Genomic DNA, 19,332 nt, shown 5'->3' with positions numbered 1-19,332 from the left:
GAAGTCCTGCGACAAGGCTCTCAACGCCCGCGACAAACACGATTTGCCATGGCTCTGAGGCTTACAAATATGGGGATGACTTCGCGGCCCAGCAAGAAGGCGCCATAAGTCGTCTCTGGATTAACCGCTGGATAGACCAACGGCAAACTACGTCACAAACACTCCGTGAATTGCGACGTCCTTGATATCGAATGGGGCAAAGCCCCGCCTGTTGAAGTCTTTCAAACACTTACGACGGGGCTGAGCCCGGTTTCACAGCACCGCGTCGAGCGCCGAAATCAGTTTCTGCACTTCGTGTTCACTGGTGTAATGCACAAAACTCACTCTCAAAACACCGTGAGTGGCATCCACATTCATGCCTTCCAGCGCCCGCAGCGCATAAAAGTCGCCACCACCGGCCATCACGCCATGCGCGGCCAGTTGGGTCGCAAGCGCCTCACCCGGCGCATTGGCCACCAGCGCAACAGTTGGCGCGCGCTTGGCCGCCTCGGATGGCCCGATTAGCCGCACCGAGTTTTTGGACGTCGCATAGTCCAGGAGCGGCTGCAAAATCACCTCTTCATGGGCGCGCATCAAATCATGTACCGCTGCACCGGTCGCCGCCGGTGTTTCACCCATAATCCCGTGATGTGCCGCGAGCGCCTCAATGTAGTCCACCATGCCAGCACTGGCCGCGACCTGCGCATGGTCCGGACCCGCCGGTGTGAACCGTTTATAGAGGCTGTCGCCGTTGAAGTAGTGGCCTTGGTTGGGCAGCATTTCCCCGATATTGCGTCGCACCACCATTATGCCTTGATGCGGGCCATAGGTCTTATACGCCGAGAACATGTAGATGTCCGCACCAAGACCACCCACGTCCGGCAAGCCGTGTGGGGCGTAGCTCACGCCATCAACACACACAAACGCCCCGGCCGCATGTGCCAAAGATGTGATTTTGGCCACCGGATTGATCTCGCCCACGACGTTGGAGCAATGCGGAAAACACACCAGCCGCACCCGATCATCCAGCAGCTCCATCAGCTTTTCAGGGTCGAGATGCCCGGTCTCCGGATCAATCTTCCATTCGCGGATTTCAATGCCGTCCTCAGCCAACCGCCGCCACGGGCCAGAGTTGGCCTCATGATCCTGATTGGTCACAATGATCGCGTCCCCAGGGTCCATCCACTGACGAAACGCCTGCGCCAAAACATAGGTGTTCTGTGTGGTTGACGGCCCGAAGGATACTTCATCCGTCTCCACGCCCATGAGGGCTGCCAGACGGGCGCGGGCTTCGTCCATTTCGGCACCACCGAGTTCGGAGGCCCTATACGGCGCATAGGGTTGCACTTTACGCTCGCGATAAAAACGGGTCAGGCGGTCAATCACCTGTGCGGAGGTATAGCTGCCACCCGCATTCTCAAAAAACGCTTGTCCCTCAAGCGATTGTTCTGAAAACGCCGGAAACTGGCTGCGCACAAAATCTACGTCAAGCATCGGATACCCCCTGAATTTGACCCGCACCAAACCGCTGTTTCCCGGCAGGGTCAAGCCGGGAAACACGTATAAAACGCGGCGTTTATGCCAACGCTGCGCGGATTTTGTCTGCCTGCTCTTTCAGTACCGCAAAATCCGCCATCGTGCCAGGTGGACGCAGCTTCACACCGTCGTGGCGCGGCAACACGTGGTAATGCAGGTGAAACACCTCCTGACCACCGGCGGCCTCGTTAAACTGCTGCACCGTCACGCCTTCCGCGCCAAAAGCTGTCATCACCGCATGGCCCATCTTTTGCACGGTCTTCAAACAGGCAGCCAGCTGCTCCGGTGTGGCGTCCAGCATGTTGCGGCACGCTGTCTTGGGAATGATCAGACAATGGCCATCGGCGCGCGGCATGATGTCCATAAACACATAGGTGTCGTCATCCTCATAAAGCTTCTCGCTTGGGATTTCGCCCCGCAGGATTTTTGCAAAAATATTGTCGTTGTCATAGCTCATGGCGTGACGCCTCCCTCAGACATGCAAAAGGCGGGCAAGTTGCCTCACCCGCCTGTTTCACAGTGTTTTCGCGCTGTTAGGCGTTCACGTCAACCACAACGCGTCCCTGCACCTGACCTTGCAGAATGTCTGCGCCCAATTGCGGCAGGTCCGACAGGCTTGCCGGTTTCACCATCGCTTCCAGCTTGTCCATCGGCAGGTCTTTGGCAATCCGTTCCCAGGCGCGCAGGCGATTGTCATAAGGCTGCATCACGGAATCGATGCCCAAGAGATTCACACCGCGCAGCAGGAACGGGATCACGGTCGCTGGCAGTGCCGCGCCTCCGGCCAGACCCACGGCGGCCACGGATGCCCCATATTTCATCTGGCCGAGAACCCGCGCCAGCATCGCACCCCCAACGGCATCTACACAACCAGACCAGCTCTCGCTTTCCAGCGGACGCTTCACGGTCTCGTTGAGCTCTTCCCGCGCCACAATCTGCGTCGCGCCAAGAGATTTCAGGTAGTCGGCACTCTCCGGACGCCCGGTCACACCGGCGACTTCATAACCAAGGTTTGCCAGGATCGCGACCGCCACAGAGCCCACGCCCCCGGCCGCACCAGTCACCAGAACCGGACCATTGCCGGGTTTTAACCCATGATCTTCCAGCGCCATCACCGACAACATAGAGGTAAAACCCGCTGTGCCCACGGCCATCGCCTGCTGTGGCGTCAGCCCCTCTGGCAGCGGAACCAGCCAATCGGCTTTCACCCGCGCCTTCTGGCCGTATCCGCCCCAATGGGCCTCACCCACGCGCCAGCCGGTCAGCACCACTTTGTCGCCCGGCTTGAAACGGTCATCATCGGACGCCTCGACGGTACCGGCAAAGTCGATCCCTGGCACATGCGGATATTTGCGCACCAGCCCGCCGCCCTTGGCCGACAGGCACAGGCCGTCTTTGTAGTTCACCGTGGAGTACTCCACTGCCACCGTGACCTCTGCGTTGGGCAGGTCGTCCAGCGTCAGATCTTTGATCGACGCGCTTGCCAGACCTTCGTCGTTTTGGTCCATCACCAGTGCTTTGAACATCTCATCTCTCCTCTCGCGCCAGACCACCGCCCGGCTTTCTCATTCCCAAAATATCCTTGCCGTAGGCGTCCGCCCTCAGCCACATCCGCTATTGCCAGAAGGCCTCATAAACCGTTGCTGGCCGTACCCCATCTGGTGTCACCACATCCACCTCGGTGCCTGACTTCCAATGGGTCATCCGCACCATGCCGATCGCCACATTGGTGGTGAAATCTGGCGACCAAGCCGCGCTGCTCACATTGCCCACGTGATCATCCCCATCCATGATTGGCCACAACTGGTCACAGGACGGCACTGCCGCGCCATGAATTTCAATGGGACGGATCTGTCGCACAGGCCCTTCCTGCGCCACGCGCAGCAAGGCATCCCGCCCCACACAGCCAATCGCGGTGTTGGTGTTACAAAACCGACCCAAGCCACATTCATGTGGCGTGTTGTCATCGGTCATGTCGTTGCCGTAGCTCAGCAACCCGCCTTCGATCCGCTCAATCAGGTTGGGACATCCCGCATAAACATCCAGATCTTTGCCCGCTTCCATGAGGGCATTCCAAAGCGGCATGCCGATGTCGCTGCCTTCGACATAAATCTCAAACCCGCCCTGTTTGGAATAGCCGGACCGCGCCACCACAAGGCTACGCCCCTGAAACTCAAACCAGCCAAAGCGAAAGAACCGCACGTCCCGCACTTTCTCGCCAAACACACGTGCTATCAGATCGTCCGCTTTCGGTCCCTGTACCGCCAACGGGCTGACATCCGGTTCATCCACCAGCACATCCAGCCGATAGCCGTAGGCGATGCCTTTGACCCACAACAGCAAATCACTGTCGGCAATCGAAACCCACCACCGATCCTCGGCGAGTTTAACCGCCACCGGATCATTCAACATGCCGCCGGTCTCATCGACGATGGGCACGTAATAGCACTGCCCCGGCAACATGCCGCGCAGGTCCCGCGGCGTCAGCATCTGCAACAGCTTGCTCGCATCCGGCCCGCGCACTTCGACTTGGCGCTCCACGGACACATCCCAAACCTGCACAGCGGTTTTGAGGTGACGATAATCCTCTTCCACAGAGCGAAACACCGTCGGCAGTAACATGCGGTTATAGACCGTATAGGCCTTCACACCGGCCGCTTCGACGCCGTCCGAAAACGGTGTGCGTCGTAGCCGTCGTGATGGGGAAATCAGAGCCATGAAACCTCCTCAGGCATCAAAACCAAATCCGTATCTTCTGTGGTGCGACCAAAGCCGGTCAGCATAGCATGCACTTGGCCGCGGTGGTGTGTCTGGTGATTGAACAAATGCACCACACACAGCGCCATTGGCTTGAGCATCTCTTTGTTTAACATCTGCGCATGCCAGCTCAAATCCCCACTCAAGCTTTCGGAGGTAACACTTTCTGACCACTGCACAATTCGCAGATCCATGCGTTTTCTCTCCTGCGCCCAGATACCAAAAGTCGGGCACAGTTCTGCATGTTCAGTCGCCGGCTTGGACGGCCCATCCCCGCCGTCCAAGCGGCTCATCCACAGGGCATCGCCCCAGAGGATGTGGTTGATTGTCGCCATGACCGAGCCAAAAAACGCACCACGATCGGCCCGCAATTCTGCCTCGGTCAGTGTTTCACACGCCGCACGCATCGTCTGGTTTTGCCAGGCGTTATACTTGGCCATCATCTGACAGTATTCGGGCGTGATCATCGACATTGGCCTTACCGAGGTCCGTGCCAGTCGATCTGGCAGATTTCAGCAGAGCGTCCACCAAAATCCCAAACCCGACCAAAGGCGCGCACGCGGCCCTTGGAGGCTGTTGCCACCGTGATGTCCGGACCCATCCAGTATTTGGTGTTGGAGATCACAATCTCCTCGTCCTTGTTCTTGCCTTCAACCGGATAGACGACACCCTCGATCTTCTTGCCGACGGTGATGTGGCGGGTTTTGCCATCCTCGGAGGTATCATAAGACACAGGCTGACGCTCCACGCCAATGATCTCTCCCACCAGCACCTGGAACAGGCCTGTGGTGCCCTTGGCTTTACCGCTGAAGATATCAACGAGCGCGTTGTAGGCCTCCGGGCTGGCCCGATCATCAATGAACAGCGCCACCTTCCAGTTGCCACGGCTCATCATGCCCGGGATCTCGATCAACAGACCGATGTTGAGGCCCGACAGGTCGACGTCACCGTACTGACCTTCGTCAATCCGCACACCGCCCCAGGTCTGACAGTGGCCTTCCGTGGGAGGATGCAGCCCAAGGCTCACCACACAAGGGCAGAACACTGTACAGTTACAGTTCAGGATCAGCTCGCCCTTGATAGTCCACGGAATGGTGCCCAACCCGGATTTCATCGCCTCCGGATGGCGGTTGTCGATCTTGGCTGGCGCCGTAATGTTGTCCGATGCCATGGTGTGGTCCTCCTTAAGTATTCTTCACAGGGCGTGCGCCGCCACATAGGCCGCGCTGCACAGCAGCACGAGCCCCAGCGGCTTTGTCACCCAACGCCCAACGTCGGGCAGTTTCTCAAAAATCATGATCAGCGTGGCCAGCCCCATAAAGGCAATGTTCATCACGCCGCCCACGAATGCCAAAAGCATCAACGCCCAGCAGCAGCCCAGACAGGTCAGCCCCAAACGCAATCCGTTTTTCCATGGCCCTTCATCCCAATGCTGCATAAAGAACGTCATCGGCATGCGGCACTTGGACAGACAGGCCTCTTTCATGGGCGAGAACTGATACAGCCCCGCCACCACCAGCAAAAAGGCTGAGAAAACCGCCGACCGGCTTTCGCCCAATGCGCCCAGCAATCCCGCTTGAAACAACACCATCTGCAGCGCTGCGGCGAGTATGGAAAAACCTATCCATACCGCAAGGTACCCACCGACAAGCGCGGAGAACCTCGCGCCCGGCGCTTGTCGCGCCAGGTCATCATAGGTGGCAAAGGCTGGCAAAGCCGTGGGTGCCATCATCGCAGCGCTCATCACAACCCACATCAACAGCACACGGGCAAAGCCGCTGGCGTCCGGCGTGATGGTGCACAGGCTGACCCAGAAATCCGCACCGTAAATTGCATTGAGCTCGCGCATCTCCGCCGGAATGGCCATCAGAAACAGAGCAGTCCACGCAGCCAGAATGCCGCCAAACAGCGCCACCCAATGAAAACCCGACATAGAACGAATGCGATCCGCGATCATCCCGGCATTCCTCCTCTTGCCACGACTCACAACTTGCTGTCTAAAATGTCAGACAATTAAACGCGCAGCAAACACTAAATGTCAGACAATTGAAAATAGACCCCAAGAACAAAGCCGACCTCTCCGCGCAAATCGCCAAAGCGATCCGCGATGCGATCATCTCCGGCGACATGAATGTCGACGAACGCCTGCCCTCGGAATCTGAGCTGGCGGACCAATTTGACGTCTCCCGACCAACCGTGCGCGAGGCGCTCAAACGACTCGCGGCGCAAAACTTGATCCGGACTCAACGCGGCGCTACAGGCGGAGCCTTCGTACGCCGCTTGTCTTACGATGAAGCCTACGCACAGCACATCACGACCAGCACTCTGTTGCTGTCAATGAATGCGGTGGATTTTGAAACCGCCTGTGAAGCGCGGTTTGCCCTAGAACGCGCCTGCGCGCCCCTGTCGGCCCAACGCCGCACACCGGATCACCTCGCCACCATGCGGGCGGAAATCCACCGTCAGGCCCAACCAGGCCTCTCCGATGAACGCTTCTGTGACAGCGACGTGGCCTTCCACCGTGCCCTTGTCGATGGCGCAGGCAACCCGGTGCTGTCCTATCAACTGGCTGGCGCGGTTGAGGCCATGCAACCGCTGATGAACATGATCACCTTCACACAGCGCAACCGCGATGTGATCATTGGCCTGCACACCCGCATCGCCGACGCCTTGGAGATGCAAACCAGCACCGACGCCGACGAAGCCCTAGCAGAACTCACCTCTTACACACTCTCGCTTGGTGAAGAAGCGATGGAGGCACGTGCCCGGCGGTAAACGCATCGGCGCTCACAAACATGTGCACTGAATTTCTCAACGCCTGTGGCAAACTGCGTCAAGGACCACCCACGCCGTGCCACAGGAGTTTGTCATGTACGCGCCTTACTACAATCGCCGCCGCTTTTTGATTGGTGCTGGCCTGTCTTCGGCCCTGGTCGCCTCAGGGATGACTTCACCTGCTCTCGCTCAGTCATTGAAGCCAACTCAAACAATGCGCGGCGGATCAAACAACTACCGTCCAAACGCGCCGTTTGTCGAAAAACTGGGCGATGGGTTTCATATTTCGGGCAAAGTCCGTCTGGCGGGTCAAGGTCAACCGATCCAAAATGCCCGTATACAAATCTGGGCGGCAACCACTATTGGCGGCGAGCGCGAACCACTCAACCATGGCTCTGTTCTCACACAGGCGGATGGGACCTACCATCTGGAAATGCACCAGATTGTGCCTAACTTTGGCCAGCCGCACGCACATCTTGCCTATGACGACGGCGCATTTAAAACGGTCTTCTTGCGCCCAGTCATGCCAAGTGCACGTGACACAACTCTGAATGTTGACTTTGTCCTCACACGCGCCTGATCTTGCCAAATGGCCAAGTCTCTTTTGATCTGGAGCGCCGCGGCGCTTGTACTGTTAGTGCCCTTGGTTGTCGCGGCGCAAAGTCCTTACCTGGCCTATCGGGACCCCACGTATATCGTTGCGGGATTTGCTGGCATTCTCAGTCTCATTCTATTCCTGCTGCAACCTCTGCTGGCGGGCGGCCACATCCCAGGGCTCAGACCCCGCACAGCGCGCATTTGGCATCGCGCCACAGGCAGCGTTATTGTTCTGGCGGTGGTGGCGCATGTCGGCGGTCTCTACCTGACGAGCCCACCCGATACGCTTGACGCGCTGCTCCTTGTCTCCCCGACTCCATTTTCGCTTTACGGCGCCGTAGCACTCTGGGGCATGATCATCACGGCACTCCTAGTTATGTTACGGCGCCGCTTGCCGTTGCGCTTTCTACACTGGGCCATTCTGCACAACTCGCTCGCCGTACTCATTGTTCTTTCAACGGTCGTACATGCTCTTCTGATCGAAGGCACCATGGGCCCGGTCAGCAAATGGATAACATGCCTCGCTGTAGTCGGGACAACACTCTGGGTCGTTTGGGACATGCGCGTACTTCGTCCACGGCGTAAACACTAAACCTGCTTGCACCCAACACGCGATGCGGGTTTTCTCCGCCCAAACGGCTTCAAAGCCGAACAACAGGAGAGATTTATGCGCCCAACCGACCATCTGCGCACCCTTGCGGGTGAAGACTGGACCGCCGCGACCACGCACCCGTTCTGCACCGAATTGGCCGAAGGCACCCTGCCCTTGGAAAAAATGCGTTGGTATCTGGCACAGGACTATCAGTTCGTCGGCAACTTCGTGCGCTTGCTCGCCAGTGCCATCGCGCACGCGCCGACATTGGCCGATTCAGTCCCGGCGGCACAGTTCCTCGCTTTGGTCACCGGCCCGGAAAACACCTACTTCCTGCGCTCCTTTGAGGCGCTCGACATGACTGAGGCAGAGCAAAACGCGCCGCCTGCGCTGCCCACCGAAGGTTTCAACGCGCTGATGGCCGAAGCCGCCGCTTCCGGTCGCTATGAATTGATGTTGGCTGTGCTGGTAGTGGCGGAGTGGGTCTATCTAAGTTGGGCCACGCCGGTGAACCCACCCAAAAACGACCTGCCGTTCTATTTTGCCGAATGGATCACGCTGCATGCGGGGGAAGGCTTTGAGGGCGTCGTTGAATACTTGCGCAGCCAACTGGACGCCGTATGGCCAACTCTGACTGTCGAGGCCCAGGATGAGGTCGAGGCGCTATTTCTGCGGGCCGTAAAACTGGAGCGGGATTTCTGGGACGCGTCTTACGCCGAACATAACTAACGCGCCTTAACATTTAGGGGCGCAACGCACGGTCCGGTAACCCTTGCCGGGCCGTCAAAAACCCCACCTCCGCGAAACAGTCGCGATACTGACGTGTTACCGACGCGCCAAAATTTGATTAACGCCGCTTGCACCTCCTGCGCAACAGTCTTATCTATTGGGTGTTCCTTCGGGGACTATGGACATAAACGCGCTTGTAATAAACGGATCGGACCCGGGGGCGGTACCCGGCGTCTCCACCAAAAATCCTTCATTTGAGGATCATGGGGACGAAATAGGATCGACGGACGTCTAAAGAAGTTAGCTTTGTTTCGGCTGTCTGCCACCGTTATCGGCGAAACTTGTACAATTGCAAATGACAATCGTGCTCCGGCAATGGCAGTTGCAGCGTAAGCTGTAAATGTCGCCGAAACTAACTCCTTAGGTTTAGCGACCTAAGGCGGGGTCCGCAGGAACCTGGCAACAGAATCCTGCACTTTCTTCCCCCAATTTCCTAAATTAACCGAGTCGCGTCTTGAGTGTGGAAGATGTTAATTTTTCAACGAAAAATGGTTAATTTGAGGCTCGGCATTAATACTTTGCCGTCAAAATTGCTTTATTTGTTAAAAATCGCAATTTCGCCACGTTTTGACCTTTCTTTTTAACCTTTCACTTACTCTTTGGACCGTAGCGTCCGCTTTGGGGATACAACTGGAAGGCACTCAAAATGTCTGTAGATAAGCAGCAAGTAATCGAAGATTGGTTCCGGCGTGTTTGGGTAGAAGCCGATATGGACGCCATCGACGAGATGTTCCGTCCTGATAGTAAAGCAGAAGGTGTTTTGCCTGGCTTTGATGTAGGGCCGGATGATTTCCGCGAAATGGCGAGCATGTATTTGGCGCTGGTAGAGGATCCAATTGTCTGCGTCGAAAAAGTTATGGTGGACGGCGACTGGGCCGCAGCCCTTTGGACCATGAGCATTCTCAACCCGGTCAGCGGTGATCGCATCACTGGCTTTGGCCAACTGTTTGTGCGCTTCGAAGGCGCAATCATGGTCGAAGCCTATAACAACTTTGATTTGGTTGCCTTTTTCGAAAAAATGGGCTTCCTGCCAGAGCAAACTATGGCTATGTGCCTGACTGGGCAAAAGGTCGCTTAGGTCCGTCAAAAACACCTTGCATCCGAGGCGTTGTGAGCTAGCCATAGAGCCATGACACAGATGCCCTCATACACCGACTTGCTGCGCGTCTTTGGACGTATTGGCCTCCTGTCGTTTGGCGGACCCGCAGCGCAAATCGGCTTGATGCATCAGGAGCTGGTCGACCGCACCGGTTGGCTGAAAGAGAAAGAATTTCTCGGCGCCCTGTCCTTCTGTATGCTTTTACCCGGCCCTGAAGCCATGCAGCTCGCCACCTTCTGTGGCTGGAAGCTGCGCGGCACGATCGGCGGTGTCATCGCCGGCAGTTTGTTTGTCCTGCCCGGCGCTGCTTTGATCTTCCTCCTGGTTGCAGGCTACGCCGCTTATGGCGACCTGCCACTGGTTGCGTCAGCCTTCCTTGGCGTGAAAGCGGCGGTGGTGGCAATCATCGTGCAAGCGTTGTTAGGTCTGTCGCGTAAGGTTCTGACAAATAAAATAAACGCAGCAATCGCGTTGGCAAGTTTTGCCGCGTTGTATTCAGCTATCTTGCCGTTTCCGGCCGTCATTGTTCTGTCTGCGGCATTGGGATTTATGTTGTCCGGGCAAACAGCAACGGACACTGACATAAACCAAAGCCACGTTCAAAATCCGTGGAAGGAAACTGTGACCGCCGTCGCGATTTGGGGCCTGCTCTGGCTTGTGCCCGTGATCTTTGCTGTGTCCGCAGGTGGTTTTCTGAAAGATATAGCACTGTTCTTTTCACAACTGGCCGTGGTCACCTTTGGCGGCGCTTACGCCGTGTTGGCCTATATGGTGCAAGCGGTGGTGCAGGACTTCGGCTGGCTCACCACCGATCAAATGATGGACGCGCTTGGTTTGGCGGAAACCACGCCGGGTCCGTTGATCCTTGTCACTCAGTTTGTCGCAACTTTGGCAGGCCAATTGCAAGGCGGCGCAGGCCTGGCGCTCACCGCAGGTTCACTCGCACTGTGGTGCACGTTTATTCCTTGTTTCCTTTGGATTTTTGCCGGTGCGCCTCATGTGTCCCGCATCTTGTCCAACCCGCGCCTCAGCGCCGCGCTCACTTTGATTTCGGCCGCAGTTTTGGGCGTTATCGCCAATCTGAGTCTATGGTTCACACTCAACCTCCTGTTTGCCCAAACCACTCAAAGTCCCATCGGTACCCTGCCCGTCTTGACCAGCTTTGACCCAATTGCCGGTGTGCTGACCGCCGCGGCAATCTTTGCAATGCTGAAACTGCGCCTGCCACTTTTGGGTGTGATAGCGCTCTCAGCCAGCGCCGCGATGACAATTGGTCTGCTTTAGGCCAACTTTTTGCGCTGGATCGTCTTTTGTTTCCCGCGCAATGGTCTATTGTAAAAACAACAGACTATCGGAGCACTGACATGTCCGGGACCATCGACTACGGAAATCTCATGCATCGCGCGATGCGCAGCCTGATTCAGACGGTTTTGACCGATGTTCAAGCAACCGGTCTGCCCGGTGAGCATCATTTCTTCATCACCTTTGACACTCAGCATCCAGATGTGGAAATCGCCGAGTGGCTTGCAGATCGTTATCCTGGCGAAATGACCGTGGTCATGCAGCATTGGTACGACAACCTGACCGTCACCGACGAAGGCTTCGCCGTAACATTGAACTTTGGCGATGCGCCGGAACCTCTTTATATCCCTTACAATTCCATCAAAACCTTTGTGGACCCATCGGTGGAATTTGGCCTGCGGTTTGAAACCCAGGATGAGGACGAAGTGGAAGACGCGCTTGATGAGCTGCCTGAGGAAATCAACCTCGAAGAGATCGTCGAAGAGCCGCGCAAAGACGCCGAAGTCGTCTCTCTGGACAGCTTCCGTAAGTGATCCCCTCGGCCGGACGGGCCGCTAATGGGGTTTTACGCCTGCCTGGAATTTAGCCCTCGGTCTCAAAGGCTGATTTGCCGCGCCTTGTTAGCGGTATCCCACGGTATACAGTATTGCACTTTGCCCCACTTCCGTTATGACACTCCTGACATTTTATACCGGAGGTCGTCATGGCAGATACCCGTACTGAAACCGACAGCTTTGGCCCACTAGAGGTCCCTTCTGACAAGTACTGGGGTGCGCAGACCCAGCGGTCTATCATGAACTTTCCGATTGGTTGGGAAAAACAGCCAGTGGCGATTGTTCGTGCACTTGGCGTGATCAAGCAAGCCTGTGCCATGCAAAACAAAGCCACCGGCAAGATGGACGCTAAAATCGCCGACGCGGTGATCCAGGCTGCTTCCGAAGTGGTTGCCGGCAAGTTTGACGACAACTTCCCATTGGTTGTCTGGCAGACCGGTTCCGGCACGCAGTCCAACATGAACTCCAACGAGGTGATTGCAAACCGCGCGATCGAGATCCTTGGCGGCGTGATTGGCTCCAAGGACCCCGTGCACCCGAACGATCACTGCAACATGGGTCAGTCCTCCAACGACACCTTCCCAACCGCGATGCACATCGGCGCCGCAATGACCGTACGTGATGTATTGCTGCCGGGCCTGAACAAGCTCGCAGAAGGCTTGGAAGCGAAATCTGAAGAATTCAAAGACATCATCAAGATTGGCCGGACCCACACCCAGGACGCGACACCGCTGACATTGGGCCAGGAATTTGGCGGCTATGCCCATCAAATCCGCCAGGGTATTGCCCGCGTTGAAGCTGCCCTTCCCGGCATTTATGAACTGGCCCAGGGCGGCACCGCCGTCGGAACCGGCCTGAACACCCAGCCCGGTTGGGGCGAAGCGGTGGCAGGTCATATGGCCGACATCACCAGCCTACCATTCGTGACCGCACCTAACAAATTTGAAGCGCTGGCAGCACATGACGCCATGGTCTTCATGTCCGGCGCTTTGGCCACTGTGGCGGGTGCGATGTACAAAATCGCCAACGACATCCGCTTCTTGGGGTCCGGTCCGCGCTCCGGCCTTGGTGAGCTGATCTTGCCTGAAAACGAGCCAGGCTCCTCTATTATGCCGGGCAAAGTGAACCCAACTCAGGCCGAAGCCATGACCCAGGTGGCCGCCCATGTGATGGGTAACAACGCCGCCATGACCTTTGCCGGCTCTCAAGGTCACTTCGAGCTGAACGTCTACAACCCGATGATGTCCTACAACCTGCTGCAATCCATGCAGCTGTTGGGCGACGTTGCGGACAGCTTCACCGAGCGTATGCTGAACGGCATCAAAGCCAACGAGCCACGCATTGATAAGCTTATGAAAGAAAGCCTGATGCTGGTCACAGCGCTGGCCCCAACCATTGGCTACGACAACGCAACCAAGGTTGCTAAGACCGCGCACAAAAACGGCACCACCTTGAAAGAGGAGGCTGTAGCGCTTGGATTTGTTGATGAAGATACCTTCGACGCTGTGGTGCGGCCGGAGCAGATGATTGGTCCAAAGGCGTAAGCATGGCCCTTCAATAGTTTGAAAAGGCGGCTCATTGTGGGCCGCCTTTTTCTTTTTTCGACGGAAAAATTGCGGTCAACCGTTTGAATTTTGATGACTGCAATCCTAGGTACATCCCATGAAAAAACAGAACATCCGCCCCCTACACCTGATCCTCATCCTGATTATGGGTGGGGTGTCCCTGGTCACAACGCCGGTGTTTGCCATGGTGATTGATGAGATCACCACCTGTGAACTCGACGCCGCAGGACTGTGACGGAACTCAAGCTGGGCAACTCCTTGGGATGGCGCTAGTCTCCCTCCATGACCGTTGTGAATCTCAATAAGTTCCGCAAAGCCAAAGCCCGCGCCAACAAGCAGGCGCAGGCAGATGAAAACGCTGTAAAGTTTGGCCGCACCAAAGCCCAGAAACAGCTTGAATCTGCGCAGGCAGACAAGGCGCGCCAAGAGCTTGACGGAAAAGAACGCGAATGAGCCGCCCTATCAAGCGTTCATTGACCCTTCGTGGTCACCGCACCAGCGTGTCTTTGGAAGATGATTTTTGGCGGGCGTTTCGCGACATCGCGGACGAAAAAGAAATTCCTATCAATGCCTTAGCGGCGAAAATTGATGCGGAGCGCGATCTGGAAGCCGGACTCGCGACAGCCATTCGGCTTTACGTTTTGGCTTATTTTCGCACCCGCGCTTCATTTGACCCCTAAATATCCCTGCCAGAGGCAACGCCCTGTAGGGCGTTTTAGGCCGCTTCGGATGCCACCAAACGAATCCGCTCAATCATGGCCCGCAAACCGTTAGAGCGCTGCGACGACAGGTGTTCGTTCAGCCCGAGACGCTCAAGTTCCGCCCGCGCATCAACAGCCACAACCTCCGCAAGGGTTAGCCCGTTGTAAAGTTTGCGCAAAACCGCAATTAAGCCACTCACAATCATCGCGTCGCTTGCCCCGTCAAAGGTCAAAACGCCGCCTTCAATGGTTGGGTGCAACCATACCTGACTGGCGCAGCCGTCCACTTTGGTGGCCGGCACCCGCAGCGCCTCGTCCAGCACGGGCATGTCTTTGCCCTGCTCAATCACATAGCGATACCGATCTTCCCAATCTTCAATGAACTCAAAGTCCTCAACAATGTCTTCAAAGGCTTGGGCGGCCATGGGGATCACTCCTGTGACGTGAACTGCGGTATCTCACTTAAATCGCGCGCTCACAAAGGTCCACCCCTGGCACGGCACCATCATCTGGTGCTTTTCAAGGCGAAACGAATAGGTTAACCCATGGGACAAAGAATGAGGCCTATCAATGCGCACCCCTGTCTTACTGTTGTTGACATCGACATTGGCTTTGTCGGCCTGTCAATCCCGATGGAATCCCTCCAACTGGTGGGGCAAAGATCAGGCAAGTCAGGTGCAAACCGAAACCAACGAGTTGATTCCGGAGAAGACTGAGGACGGGCGGTCGTTTTTTCAAAGTCAGGAAACCGCCGAATACAGGGGGCTCCCGATCGACAAGGTCACGTCCGTCGAAGTTCACAAAGTGACAGAAGGCCGCTTGATCATGGCGGTGGGCGTGTCCTCTGTGCACGGGACGTCGGACATCCGACTCATTGTGCCAAACGAAAACGCATTTGAGGGTGGTGTCTTGACGCTGAACTTGATGGGGCGTCCGCCAGTTGAACCCATCATTGGCGGCTCAGACCAATCCCGCGAAGTGACAACCGCTGTGGTTCTGACCGAGCAGGAAATGGCGGGTGTGCGGACTATCCGCGTAAAAGCCTTAACCAACAGCTTGGATCGTCGCGCCCGGTAAAGGGCCACATCCACTATCAATTTTGGTGAGAAACGAGGCGGATTTGGTAGGCCCGGCAGGACTTGAACCCGCAACCAAAGCGTTATGAGCGCTCTGCTCTAACCAATTGAGCTACAGGCCCGCCGAGTGCTTGGTTATGAAATGCCGCCGGTGCCGTCAAGCGGTCAGTTTGCCTTCGACCACTTTGAACTCAGCCTGACGACGCAGCTCCACCAATTTGTCCACGAAAGCGTTGATCACCAAGTCAATTCTTGATCCGGGAATGGTTTTGGTTGGTGAGATTGCAAAGACATCTTTACTGGGCGCTGTGAACGCAGGCAGCACAACTTCATAGATGCCCTCATCAAGCTCTTTTTGGATCAACATCCGTGCTGCGCGGGTGTATCCCATGCCCCGGCACACAGCGTTGACGATAATACCCGGGTCATCTGCCGTAAATCCGACACGAATGGGCGCTTGATAAGACAGACCATCCTTTTGAACATCAAAGTGTCCAAAGGACTTGTCTTCATGGTGTTGTATAAACTTCAGCCGTTTTAAGTCTTCTGGTTGCTCTGGGCGACCACAGGCATCCAGATAGTCGGGCGTCGCAAAAAACACGGTGTCCAGGGACGCAATTTTGCGCGCATAGCCAGCCGTGTCTCCCAAACTTCCGGCGCGAATGGCAAGATCAAATCCTTCGCGCACCACATCCACCAACCTGTCCTCAAGTCGCAATACAATGTTGAGGTCCGGATGCGCCTTTCCCAGTTCAATCAACACAGGGCCGAACACGATACGCCCAAGAAAATTCCCCGCATTGATCCGTATGGTGCCAGCCACGTCGGTGTCGAGCGCCTCAAGCTCCGCAAGCATCAATTCATAGCGCTCAAGAAGTTTTTGGGCATGTTCGTGCACCAGAGCTCCAGCACGCGTCGCTGACACGCCTTGTGGCGAGCGGTGCAAAAGTTGCTGCCCAATATCGGATTCTAGCTGTTTGATCTGTTGACTGGCAGCGGATTGTGAAATGCCACGTTGCTGCCCTGCGGCAGATAAGCTTCCTTCATTTAGCGCGCTGACAAAAGTCTCCAACAATCCAAATCGATCCATGGCTATTCGCCTTCCTAATGCCCTGTATCACCATCACATCGGTACAAGTCGCTAGATTTCAAGATTATCTCCCTCCCACCAGCACTTGCTGGTCACAAATTTGCTTCAGGGATATTGGAGATCCTTATGTCGATGAACCGCAGAAACTTCCTGTTCACCGCCGCTGCAGCCCCCGCCTTGGCCGCAGCACCTGTACCTGTCGTGGCTTCAACACCTTCGGAAAGCCGCTTTCAAGGCACCTACCGATTCCGGGTCGGAGACGCGACTGTCACGGCGCTTCTAGACGGATACCTAGATGCTGCGCCGGAGATGATTCCTGGATTTGAAGCAGCAAGCGTGAGCGCTGCTCTGGAAAGATCTCAGCAAAAACTCTTCCCCGGCGGCGTACGAATCCCGGTCAATGCCTTCCTGATTGAAATTGGCGGTCGCCGTGTTTTGGTCGACGCCGGAACGTCATCATTCTTAGGTGACACATTGGGTGATTTGAACACAGCGCTCGCGGCCATCAATGTCTCTGCTGACTCCATTGATATGGTTGCCCTCACCCATATTCACCCGGATCATTCCGGTGGCTTGATTGACGCCAATGGTGCTGCTGTATTTGCCAATGCGCAGATTGCTGTTGGCCAAACCGAATACGGGTTCTGGCATGATGACGCGATCATGGCGAGCGTGCCTGAAAGCTCCCGTGGCTTCTTCCAGATCGCCCGCAATACCATCGCGCCCTATGCGGATCGTTTGATCATGCAAAGCGGTGAGCAAGAGGTTCTGCCAGGTCTGACAAGTTTGCCTCTGCCCGGGCATACGCCTGGTCATGCAGGCTACCTGCTACAATCTAGCGGTGAACAGCTGCTGTTCTGGGGCGACTTGGTGCATATGACAGCGCTGCAGTTTGACAATCCAAATCTGACAATCGCCTTTGACACCGACGCCAAGCAAACGGTTGAAACCAGGATCGGCATGTTTGATCGCGCGGTAGCAGACAATCTGTTGGTCACCGGATCACACCTCGACTTCCCGGGTCTCGGCAAAGTGCGCACATCAGGCGACAGCTACGTTTACCAGCCGGCTCCATGGCAATACGGCGCCTAATGCCGCACTTGCATCGCCTGTTGACGCAGGTGGTGCATTCCCCTGTTTCAATCGCTGAGCCAATGCAGTAAGGACCACGCCAAGCATCGGATTGTAAGGACATACCCCATGAGCGACGGCAAAAACGGCATCACCTACGCAGATGCAGGCGTGGACATTGACGCAGGCAACGCCTTGGTAGAGCGCATCAAACCCGCCGCCAAACGTACAAAACGCTCCGGCGTGATGGCAGGCCTAGGTGGCTTTGGCGCATTGTTTGATCTGAAAGACGCAGGCTACACCGATCCAATCCTCGTCGGGGCGACCGATGGCGTGGGTACCAAACTGCGCATTGCGATTGATACCGGCAACGTGGATGGCGTGGGCATCGACCTTGTTGCCATGTGCGTGAACGACTTGGTTTGCCAAGGCGCAGAACCTCTGTTCTTCCTCGACTATTTTGCCACCGGCAAACTCGAAACAGAAACAGCGGCTCGCATCATCGAAGGCATCGCGGAGGGCTGTGTTCAATCCGGTTGCGCACTGATCGGCGGTGAAACCGCTGAAATGCCAGGTATGTATGAAGCCGGTGACTTCGACCTTGCAGGCTTCTCTGTTGGCGCCATGGAGCGCGGCGCGGACTTACCCGCAGGCGTCAAAGAAGGTGACGTGCTTTTGGGGCTCGCCTCCAACGGTGTACACTCCAACGGCTACAGCCTTGTGCGCAAGCTGGTTGATGTCTCCGGCCTGAAGTGGGACGACACCTGCCCTTGGGACGACAGCCAAACGCTCGGCGCAGCCCTTCTGGCCCCAACCCGTCTCTATGTAAAACAGTGTCTTGCCGCGGTTCGTGCGGATGGCGTGCATGCGCTGGCCCACATCACCGGCGGCGGTCTGACCGAAAACCTGCCCCGTGTGTTGCCGGAAGGTCTGGCAGGCAACATCGACCTGAACGCATGGGATCTGCCCCCTGTTTTCCAATGGTTGGCGAAAACTGGTGGCATGGCAGAGGCTGAATTGCTCAAAACTTTCAACTGCGGTGTTGGCATGATCCTGTCTGTTGAAGCTGACAAAGCTGACGCCCTGACTGCGCTGCTGAAAGAGCAAGGCGAAACAGTGTATCAACTGGGCACCGTTGTTGCTGGCGAAGGCGTGTCTTACGCAGGCTCGCTCCTGTGAAAAAACGCGTTGCGATCTTCATTTCGGGTGGCGGCTCCAACATGGTCCGCCTCCTCGAAGACATGGCGCAACCCGGCCACGCAGCCGAGCCAGTCTTGGTTTTGGCCAACAGCGCCGATGCGGGTGGGTTGGCCAAAGCTGAGGCGATGGGCGTCAAATCCGTTTCGGTAGATCACCGTCCCTTCAAAGGTGACCGCCCGGCGTTTGAGGCGGCTCTGCAAGCCGAACTTGACAAAGTCCAACCGGACATCTTGTGTCTTGCTGGCTTTATGCGTGTGCTGACCGAATCCTTTGTGGCGCCTTGGGAAGGCCGGATGCTGAATATCCACCCTTCTCTGCTTCCCAAGTATAAAGGTCTGCACACCCACGCCCGCGCACTAGAAGCCGGAGACAAAGAGCATGGCTGCACCGTGCACCTCGTAACCCCTGCCCTGGACGACGGCCCGATCCTCGGCCAGGCCCGCGTACCTGTTAAGGCTGGCGACACGCCTGACGACCTTGCCGCACGTGTTTTGATACAGGAACACAAGCTCTACCCAGCGGTTCTGCGCCACTTTGCGGCAGGAAATACCACACCCATCACTCTTTAAGAGTGGATCAATTGCTTTCCTCTACGTTTGTGCGTAGTGCTGTTATCCACAGCCTCATAGAACACACCAAGAAGACACGC

At 56.4% G+C, this 19,332-nt stretch carries 24 protein-coding genes, 1 tRNA gene and 1 other RNA gene; 16 read left to right on the top strand and 10 right to left on the bottom strand.

The genetic code is table 11. The annotated features are described in order from the left end of the window. Positions 1-252 precede the first annotated feature (252 nt). From JXR15_RS11615 to JXR15_RS11585, 7 genes are all read right to left on the bottom strand, one after another. Positions 253-1,473 (bottom strand): aminotransferase class V-fold PLP-dependent enzyme, encoded by a 1,221-nt coding sequence (locus tag JXR15_RS11615; protein WP_422053382.1) that lies wholly within the window; start codon positions 1,471-1,473, stop codon positions 253-255. Positions 1,474-1,555: 82 nt separating this feature from the next. Next, entirely contained in the window at positions 1,556-1,972 is a 417-nt protein-coding gene (locus JXR15_RS11610) for an HIT family protein (RefSeq protein ID WP_422053381.1), read from the bottom strand. 76 nt (positions 1,973-2,048) lie between these two features. Further along, positions 2,049-3,041 carry an acryloyl-CoA reductase gene (gene acuI / locus JXR15_RS11605; RefSeq protein ID WP_422053380.1) on the bottom strand — a complete coding sequence of 331 codons (993 nt, stop codon included), beginning with the start codon at positions 3,039-3,041 and terminating at the stop codon, positions 2,049-2,051. An 88-nt stretch (positions 3,042-3,129) separates the two neighbouring features. Continuing rightward, positions 3,130-4,233 (bottom strand): dimethylsulfoniopropionate demethylase, encoded by a 1,104-nt coding sequence (locus JXR15_RS11600; protein ID WP_422053379.1) that lies wholly within the window; start codon positions 4,231-4,233, stop codon positions 3,130-3,132. Further along, positions 4,224-4,739, bottom strand: a complete 516-nt coding sequence (locus JXR15_RS11595) for a DinB family protein (RefSeq protein WP_422053378.1) — start codon at positions 4,737-4,739, stop codon at positions 4,224-4,226. The genes JXR15_RS11600 and JXR15_RS11595 overlap by 10 nt, the downstream gene beginning before the upstream one ends. A gap of 11 nt (positions 4,740-4,750) precedes the next feature. Continuing rightward, positions 4,751-5,386: a DUF1326 domain-containing protein gene (locus tag JXR15_RS11590; RefSeq protein WP_294115232.1), complete on the bottom strand. Its 636-nt coding sequence runs from the start codon at positions 5,384-5,386 to the stop codon at positions 4,751-4,753. Between the two features lie 81 nt (positions 5,387-5,467). Next, entirely contained in the window at positions 5,468-6,229 is a 762-nt protein-coding gene (locus JXR15_RS11585) for a DUF2182 domain-containing protein (protein WP_422053377.1), read from the bottom strand. Positions 6,230-6,318: 89 nt separating this feature from the next. Between JXR15_RS11585 and JXR15_RS11580 the strand changes: the two genes are divergently transcribed. From JXR15_RS11580 to JXR15_RS11525, 12 genes are all read left to right on the top strand, one after another. Further along, positions 6,319-7,047, top strand: coding sequence for a FadR/GntR family transcriptional regulator (locus JXR15_RS11580; RefSeq protein ID WP_422053376.1), 729 nt, complete (start codon positions 6,319-6,321; stop codon positions 7,045-7,047). A gap of 94 nt (positions 7,048-7,141) precedes the next feature. After that, the gene (locus JXR15_RS11575) at positions 7,142-7,627 is read left to right on the top strand and encodes a twin-arginine translocation pathway signal (RefSeq protein ID WP_422053375.1); all 486 of its coding nucleotides are present in this window, start codon (positions 7,142-7,144) and stop codon (positions 7,625-7,627) included. A gap of 9 nt (positions 7,628-7,636) precedes the next feature. Continuing rightward, a complete protein-coding gene (locus tag JXR15_RS11570) occupies positions 7,637-8,236 on the top strand; it encodes a ferric reductase-like transmembrane domain-containing protein (protein WP_422053374.1) in 600 nt (199 codons plus the stop codon). Positions 8,237-8,311: 75 nt separating this feature from the next. Next, positions 8,312-8,965: a TenA family protein gene (locus JXR15_RS11565; protein ID WP_422053373.1), complete on the top strand. Its 654-nt coding sequence runs from the start codon at positions 8,312-8,314 to the stop codon at positions 8,963-8,965. A gap of 124 nt (positions 8,966-9,089) precedes the next feature. Further along, positions 9,090-9,442: a transfer-messenger RNA gene (gene ssrA, locus JXR15_RS11560) on the top strand. Between the two features lie 229 nt (positions 9,443-9,671). Beyond that, positions 9,672-10,103, top strand: coding sequence for an ester cyclase (locus JXR15_RS11555; protein WP_299420547.1), 432 nt, complete (start codon positions 9,672-9,674; stop codon positions 10,101-10,103). A gap of 51 nt (positions 10,104-10,154) precedes the next feature. Then, positions 10,155-11,408 (top strand): chromate efflux transporter, encoded by a 1,254-nt coding sequence (gene chrA / locus JXR15_RS11550; RefSeq protein ID WP_422053372.1) that lies wholly within the window; start codon positions 10,155-10,157, stop codon positions 11,406-11,408. An 80-nt stretch (positions 11,409-11,488) separates the two neighbouring features. After that, positions 11,489-11,959, top strand: a complete 471-nt coding sequence (locus JXR15_RS11545; protein WP_422053371.1) for an SspB family protein — start codon at positions 11,489-11,491, stop codon at positions 11,957-11,959. Between the two features lie 170 nt (positions 11,960-12,129). After that, on the top strand, positions 12,130-13,524 hold the full coding sequence (gene fumC, locus JXR15_RS11540; protein ID WP_422053370.1) for a class II fumarate hydratase: 1,395 nt from the start codon (positions 12,130-12,132) through the stop codon (positions 13,522-13,524). 118 nt (positions 13,525-13,642) lie between these two features. Then, positions 13,643-13,780, top strand: coding sequence for a hypothetical protein (locus JXR15_RS11535; protein WP_422053369.1), 138 nt, complete (start codon positions 13,643-13,645; stop codon positions 13,778-13,780). A gap of 47 nt (positions 13,781-13,827) precedes the next feature. Beyond that, positions 13,828-13,998, top strand: coding sequence for a DUF4169 family protein (locus JXR15_RS11530; protein ID WP_422053368.1), 171 nt, complete (start codon positions 13,828-13,830; stop codon positions 13,996-13,998). Then, on the top strand, positions 13,995-14,225 hold the full coding sequence (locus JXR15_RS11525) for a ribbon-helix-helix domain-containing protein (protein WP_422053367.1): 231 nt from the start codon (positions 13,995-13,997) through the stop codon (positions 14,223-14,225). Before JXR15_RS11530 ends, JXR15_RS11525 begins: the two co-directional genes overlap by 4 nt. Positions 14,226-14,260: 35 nt before the next feature. Here JXR15_RS11525 and JXR15_RS11520 read toward each other — a convergent pair whose 3' ends face one another. After that, on the bottom strand, positions 14,261-14,671 hold the full coding sequence (locus tag JXR15_RS11520) for a SufE family protein (RefSeq protein ID WP_422053366.1): 411 nt from the start codon (positions 14,669-14,671) through the stop codon (positions 14,261-14,263). Between the two features lie 145 nt (positions 14,672-14,816). Between JXR15_RS11520 and JXR15_RS11515 the strand changes: the two genes are divergently transcribed. Next, the gene (locus tag JXR15_RS11515) at positions 14,817-15,323 is read left to right on the top strand and encodes a hypothetical protein (protein ID WP_422053365.1); all 507 of its coding nucleotides are present in this window, start codon (positions 14,817-14,819) and stop codon (positions 15,321-15,323) included. Positions 15,324-15,367: 44 nt separating this feature from the next. Here JXR15_RS11515 and JXR15_RS11510 read toward each other — a convergent pair. Both JXR15_RS11510 and JXR15_RS11505 read right to left on the bottom strand, forming a co-directional pair. Then, positions 15,368-15,444 (bottom strand) — tRNA-Ile (locus JXR15_RS11510). 35 nt (positions 15,445-15,479) lie between these two features. Beyond that, the gene (locus tag JXR15_RS11505) at positions 15,480-16,412 is read right to left on the bottom strand and encodes a LysR family transcriptional regulator (protein WP_422053364.1); all 933 of its coding nucleotides are present in this window, start codon (positions 16,410-16,412) and stop codon (positions 15,480-15,482) included. Positions 16,413-16,538: 126 nt separating this feature from the next. Here JXR15_RS11505 and JXR15_RS11500 point away from each other — a divergent pair, with 126 nt between their 5' ends. From JXR15_RS11500 to purN, 3 genes are all read left to right on the top strand, one after another. Then, entirely contained in the window at positions 16,539-17,504 is a 966-nt protein-coding gene (locus JXR15_RS11500) for an MBL fold metallo-hydrolase (protein WP_422053363.1), read from the top strand. 108 nt (positions 17,505-17,612) lie between these two features. Further along, on the top strand, positions 17,613-18,662 hold the full coding sequence (purM, locus tag JXR15_RS11495) for a phosphoribosylformylglycinamidine cyclo-ligase (protein ID WP_422053362.1): 1,050 nt from the start codon (positions 17,613-17,615) through the stop codon (positions 18,660-18,662). Then, entirely contained in the window at positions 18,659-19,252 is a 594-nt protein-coding gene (gene purN / locus JXR15_RS11490; protein ID WP_422053361.1) for a phosphoribosylglycinamide formyltransferase, read from the top strand. Before purM ends, purN begins: the two co-directional genes overlap by 4 nt. Positions 19,253-19,332 lie beyond the last annotated feature (80 nt).

Origin of the sequence: Shimia sp., from assembly GCF_049116215.1 — a bacterium.
GTDB lineage: Bacteria > Pseudomonadota > Alphaproteobacteria > Rhodobacterales > Rhodobacteraceae > Shimia.
The sequence above is the reverse complement of the archived record's forward strand: the minus strand, read 5'-3'. Positions and strand labels throughout refer to the sequence as shown.

Bases quoted from the DNA above. Each gene is read 5' to 3' on its own strand.
- JXR15_RS11575 (WP_422053375.1), top strand. From the start codon at position 7,142: ATGTACGCGCCTTACTACAATCGCCGCCGCTTTTTGATTGGTGCTGGC.
- JXR15_RS11600 (WP_422053379.1), bottom strand. From the start codon at position 4,233: ATGGCTCTGATTTCCCCATCACGACGGCTACGACGCACACCGTTTTCG.
- purM (WP_422053362.1), top strand. From the start codon at position 17,613: ATGAGCGACGGCAAAAACGGCATCACCTACGCAGATGCAGGCGTGGAC.
- JXR15_RS11610 (WP_422053381.1), bottom strand. From the start codon at position 1,972: ATGAGCTATGACAACGACAATATTTTTGCAAAAATCCTGCGGGGCGAA.
- JXR15_RS11500 (WP_422053363.1), top strand. From the start codon at position 16,539: ATGTCGATGAACCGCAGAAACTTCCTGTTCACCGCCGCTGCAGCCCCC.
- JXR15_RS11515 (WP_422053365.1), top strand. From the start codon at position 14,817: ATGCGCACCCCTGTCTTACTGTTGTTGACATCGACATTGGCTTTGTCG.
- JXR15_RS11595 (WP_422053378.1), bottom strand. From the start codon at position 4,739: ATGATCACGCCCGAATACTGTCAGATGATGGCCAAGTATAACGCCTGG.
- JXR15_RS11615 (WP_422053382.1), bottom strand. From the start codon at position 1,473: ATGCTTGACGTAGATTTTGTGCGCAGCCAGTTTCCGGCGTTTTCAGAA.
- fumC (WP_422053370.1), top strand. From the start codon at position 12,130: ATGGCAGATACCCGTACTGAAACCGACAGCTTTGGCCCACTAGAGGTC.
- JXR15_RS11535 (WP_422053369.1), top strand. From the start codon at position 13,643: ATGAAAAAACAGAACATCCGCCCCCTACACCTGATCCTCATCCTGATT.
- JXR15_RS11570 (WP_422053374.1), top strand. From the start codon at position 7,637: ATGGCCAAGTCTCTTTTGATCTGGAGCGCCGCGGCGCTTGTACTGTTA.
- chrA (WP_422053372.1), top strand. From the start codon at position 10,155: ATGACACAGATGCCCTCATACACCGACTTGCTGCGCGTCTTTGGACGT.
- JXR15_RS11545 (WP_422053371.1), top strand. From the start codon at position 11,489: ATGTCCGGGACCATCGACTACGGAAATCTCATGCATCGCGCGATGCGC.
- JXR15_RS11505 (WP_422053364.1), bottom strand. From the start codon at position 16,412: ATGGATCGATTTGGATTGTTGGAGACTTTTGTCAGCGCGCTAAATGAA.
- JXR15_RS11585 (WP_422053377.1), bottom strand. From the start codon at position 6,229: ATGATCGCGGATCGCATTCGTTCTATGTCGGGTTTTCATTGGGTGGCG.
- JXR15_RS11520 (WP_422053366.1), bottom strand. From the start codon at position 14,671: ATGGCCGCCCAAGCCTTTGAAGACATTGTTGAGGACTTTGAGTTCATT.
- JXR15_RS11525 (WP_422053367.1), top strand. From the start codon at position 13,995: ATGAGCCGCCCTATCAAGCGTTCATTGACCCTTCGTGGTCACCGCACC.
- acuI (WP_422053380.1), bottom strand. From the start codon at position 3,041: ATGTTCAAAGCACTGGTGATGGACCAAAACGACGAAGGTCTGGCAAGC.
- JXR15_RS11530 (WP_422053368.1), top strand. From the start codon at position 13,828: ATGACCGTTGTGAATCTCAATAAGTTCCGCAAAGCCAAAGCCCGCGCC.
- JXR15_RS11555 (WP_299420547.1), top strand. From the start codon at position 9,672: ATGTCTGTAGATAAGCAGCAAGTAATCGAAGATTGGTTCCGGCGTGTT.
- JXR15_RS11590 (WP_294115232.1), bottom strand. From the start codon at position 5,386: ATGAAATCCGGGTTGGGCACCATTCCGTGGACTATCAAGGGCGAGCTG.
- JXR15_RS11565 (WP_422053373.1), top strand. From the start codon at position 8,312: ATGCGCCCAACCGACCATCTGCGCACCCTTGCGGGTGAAGACTGGACC.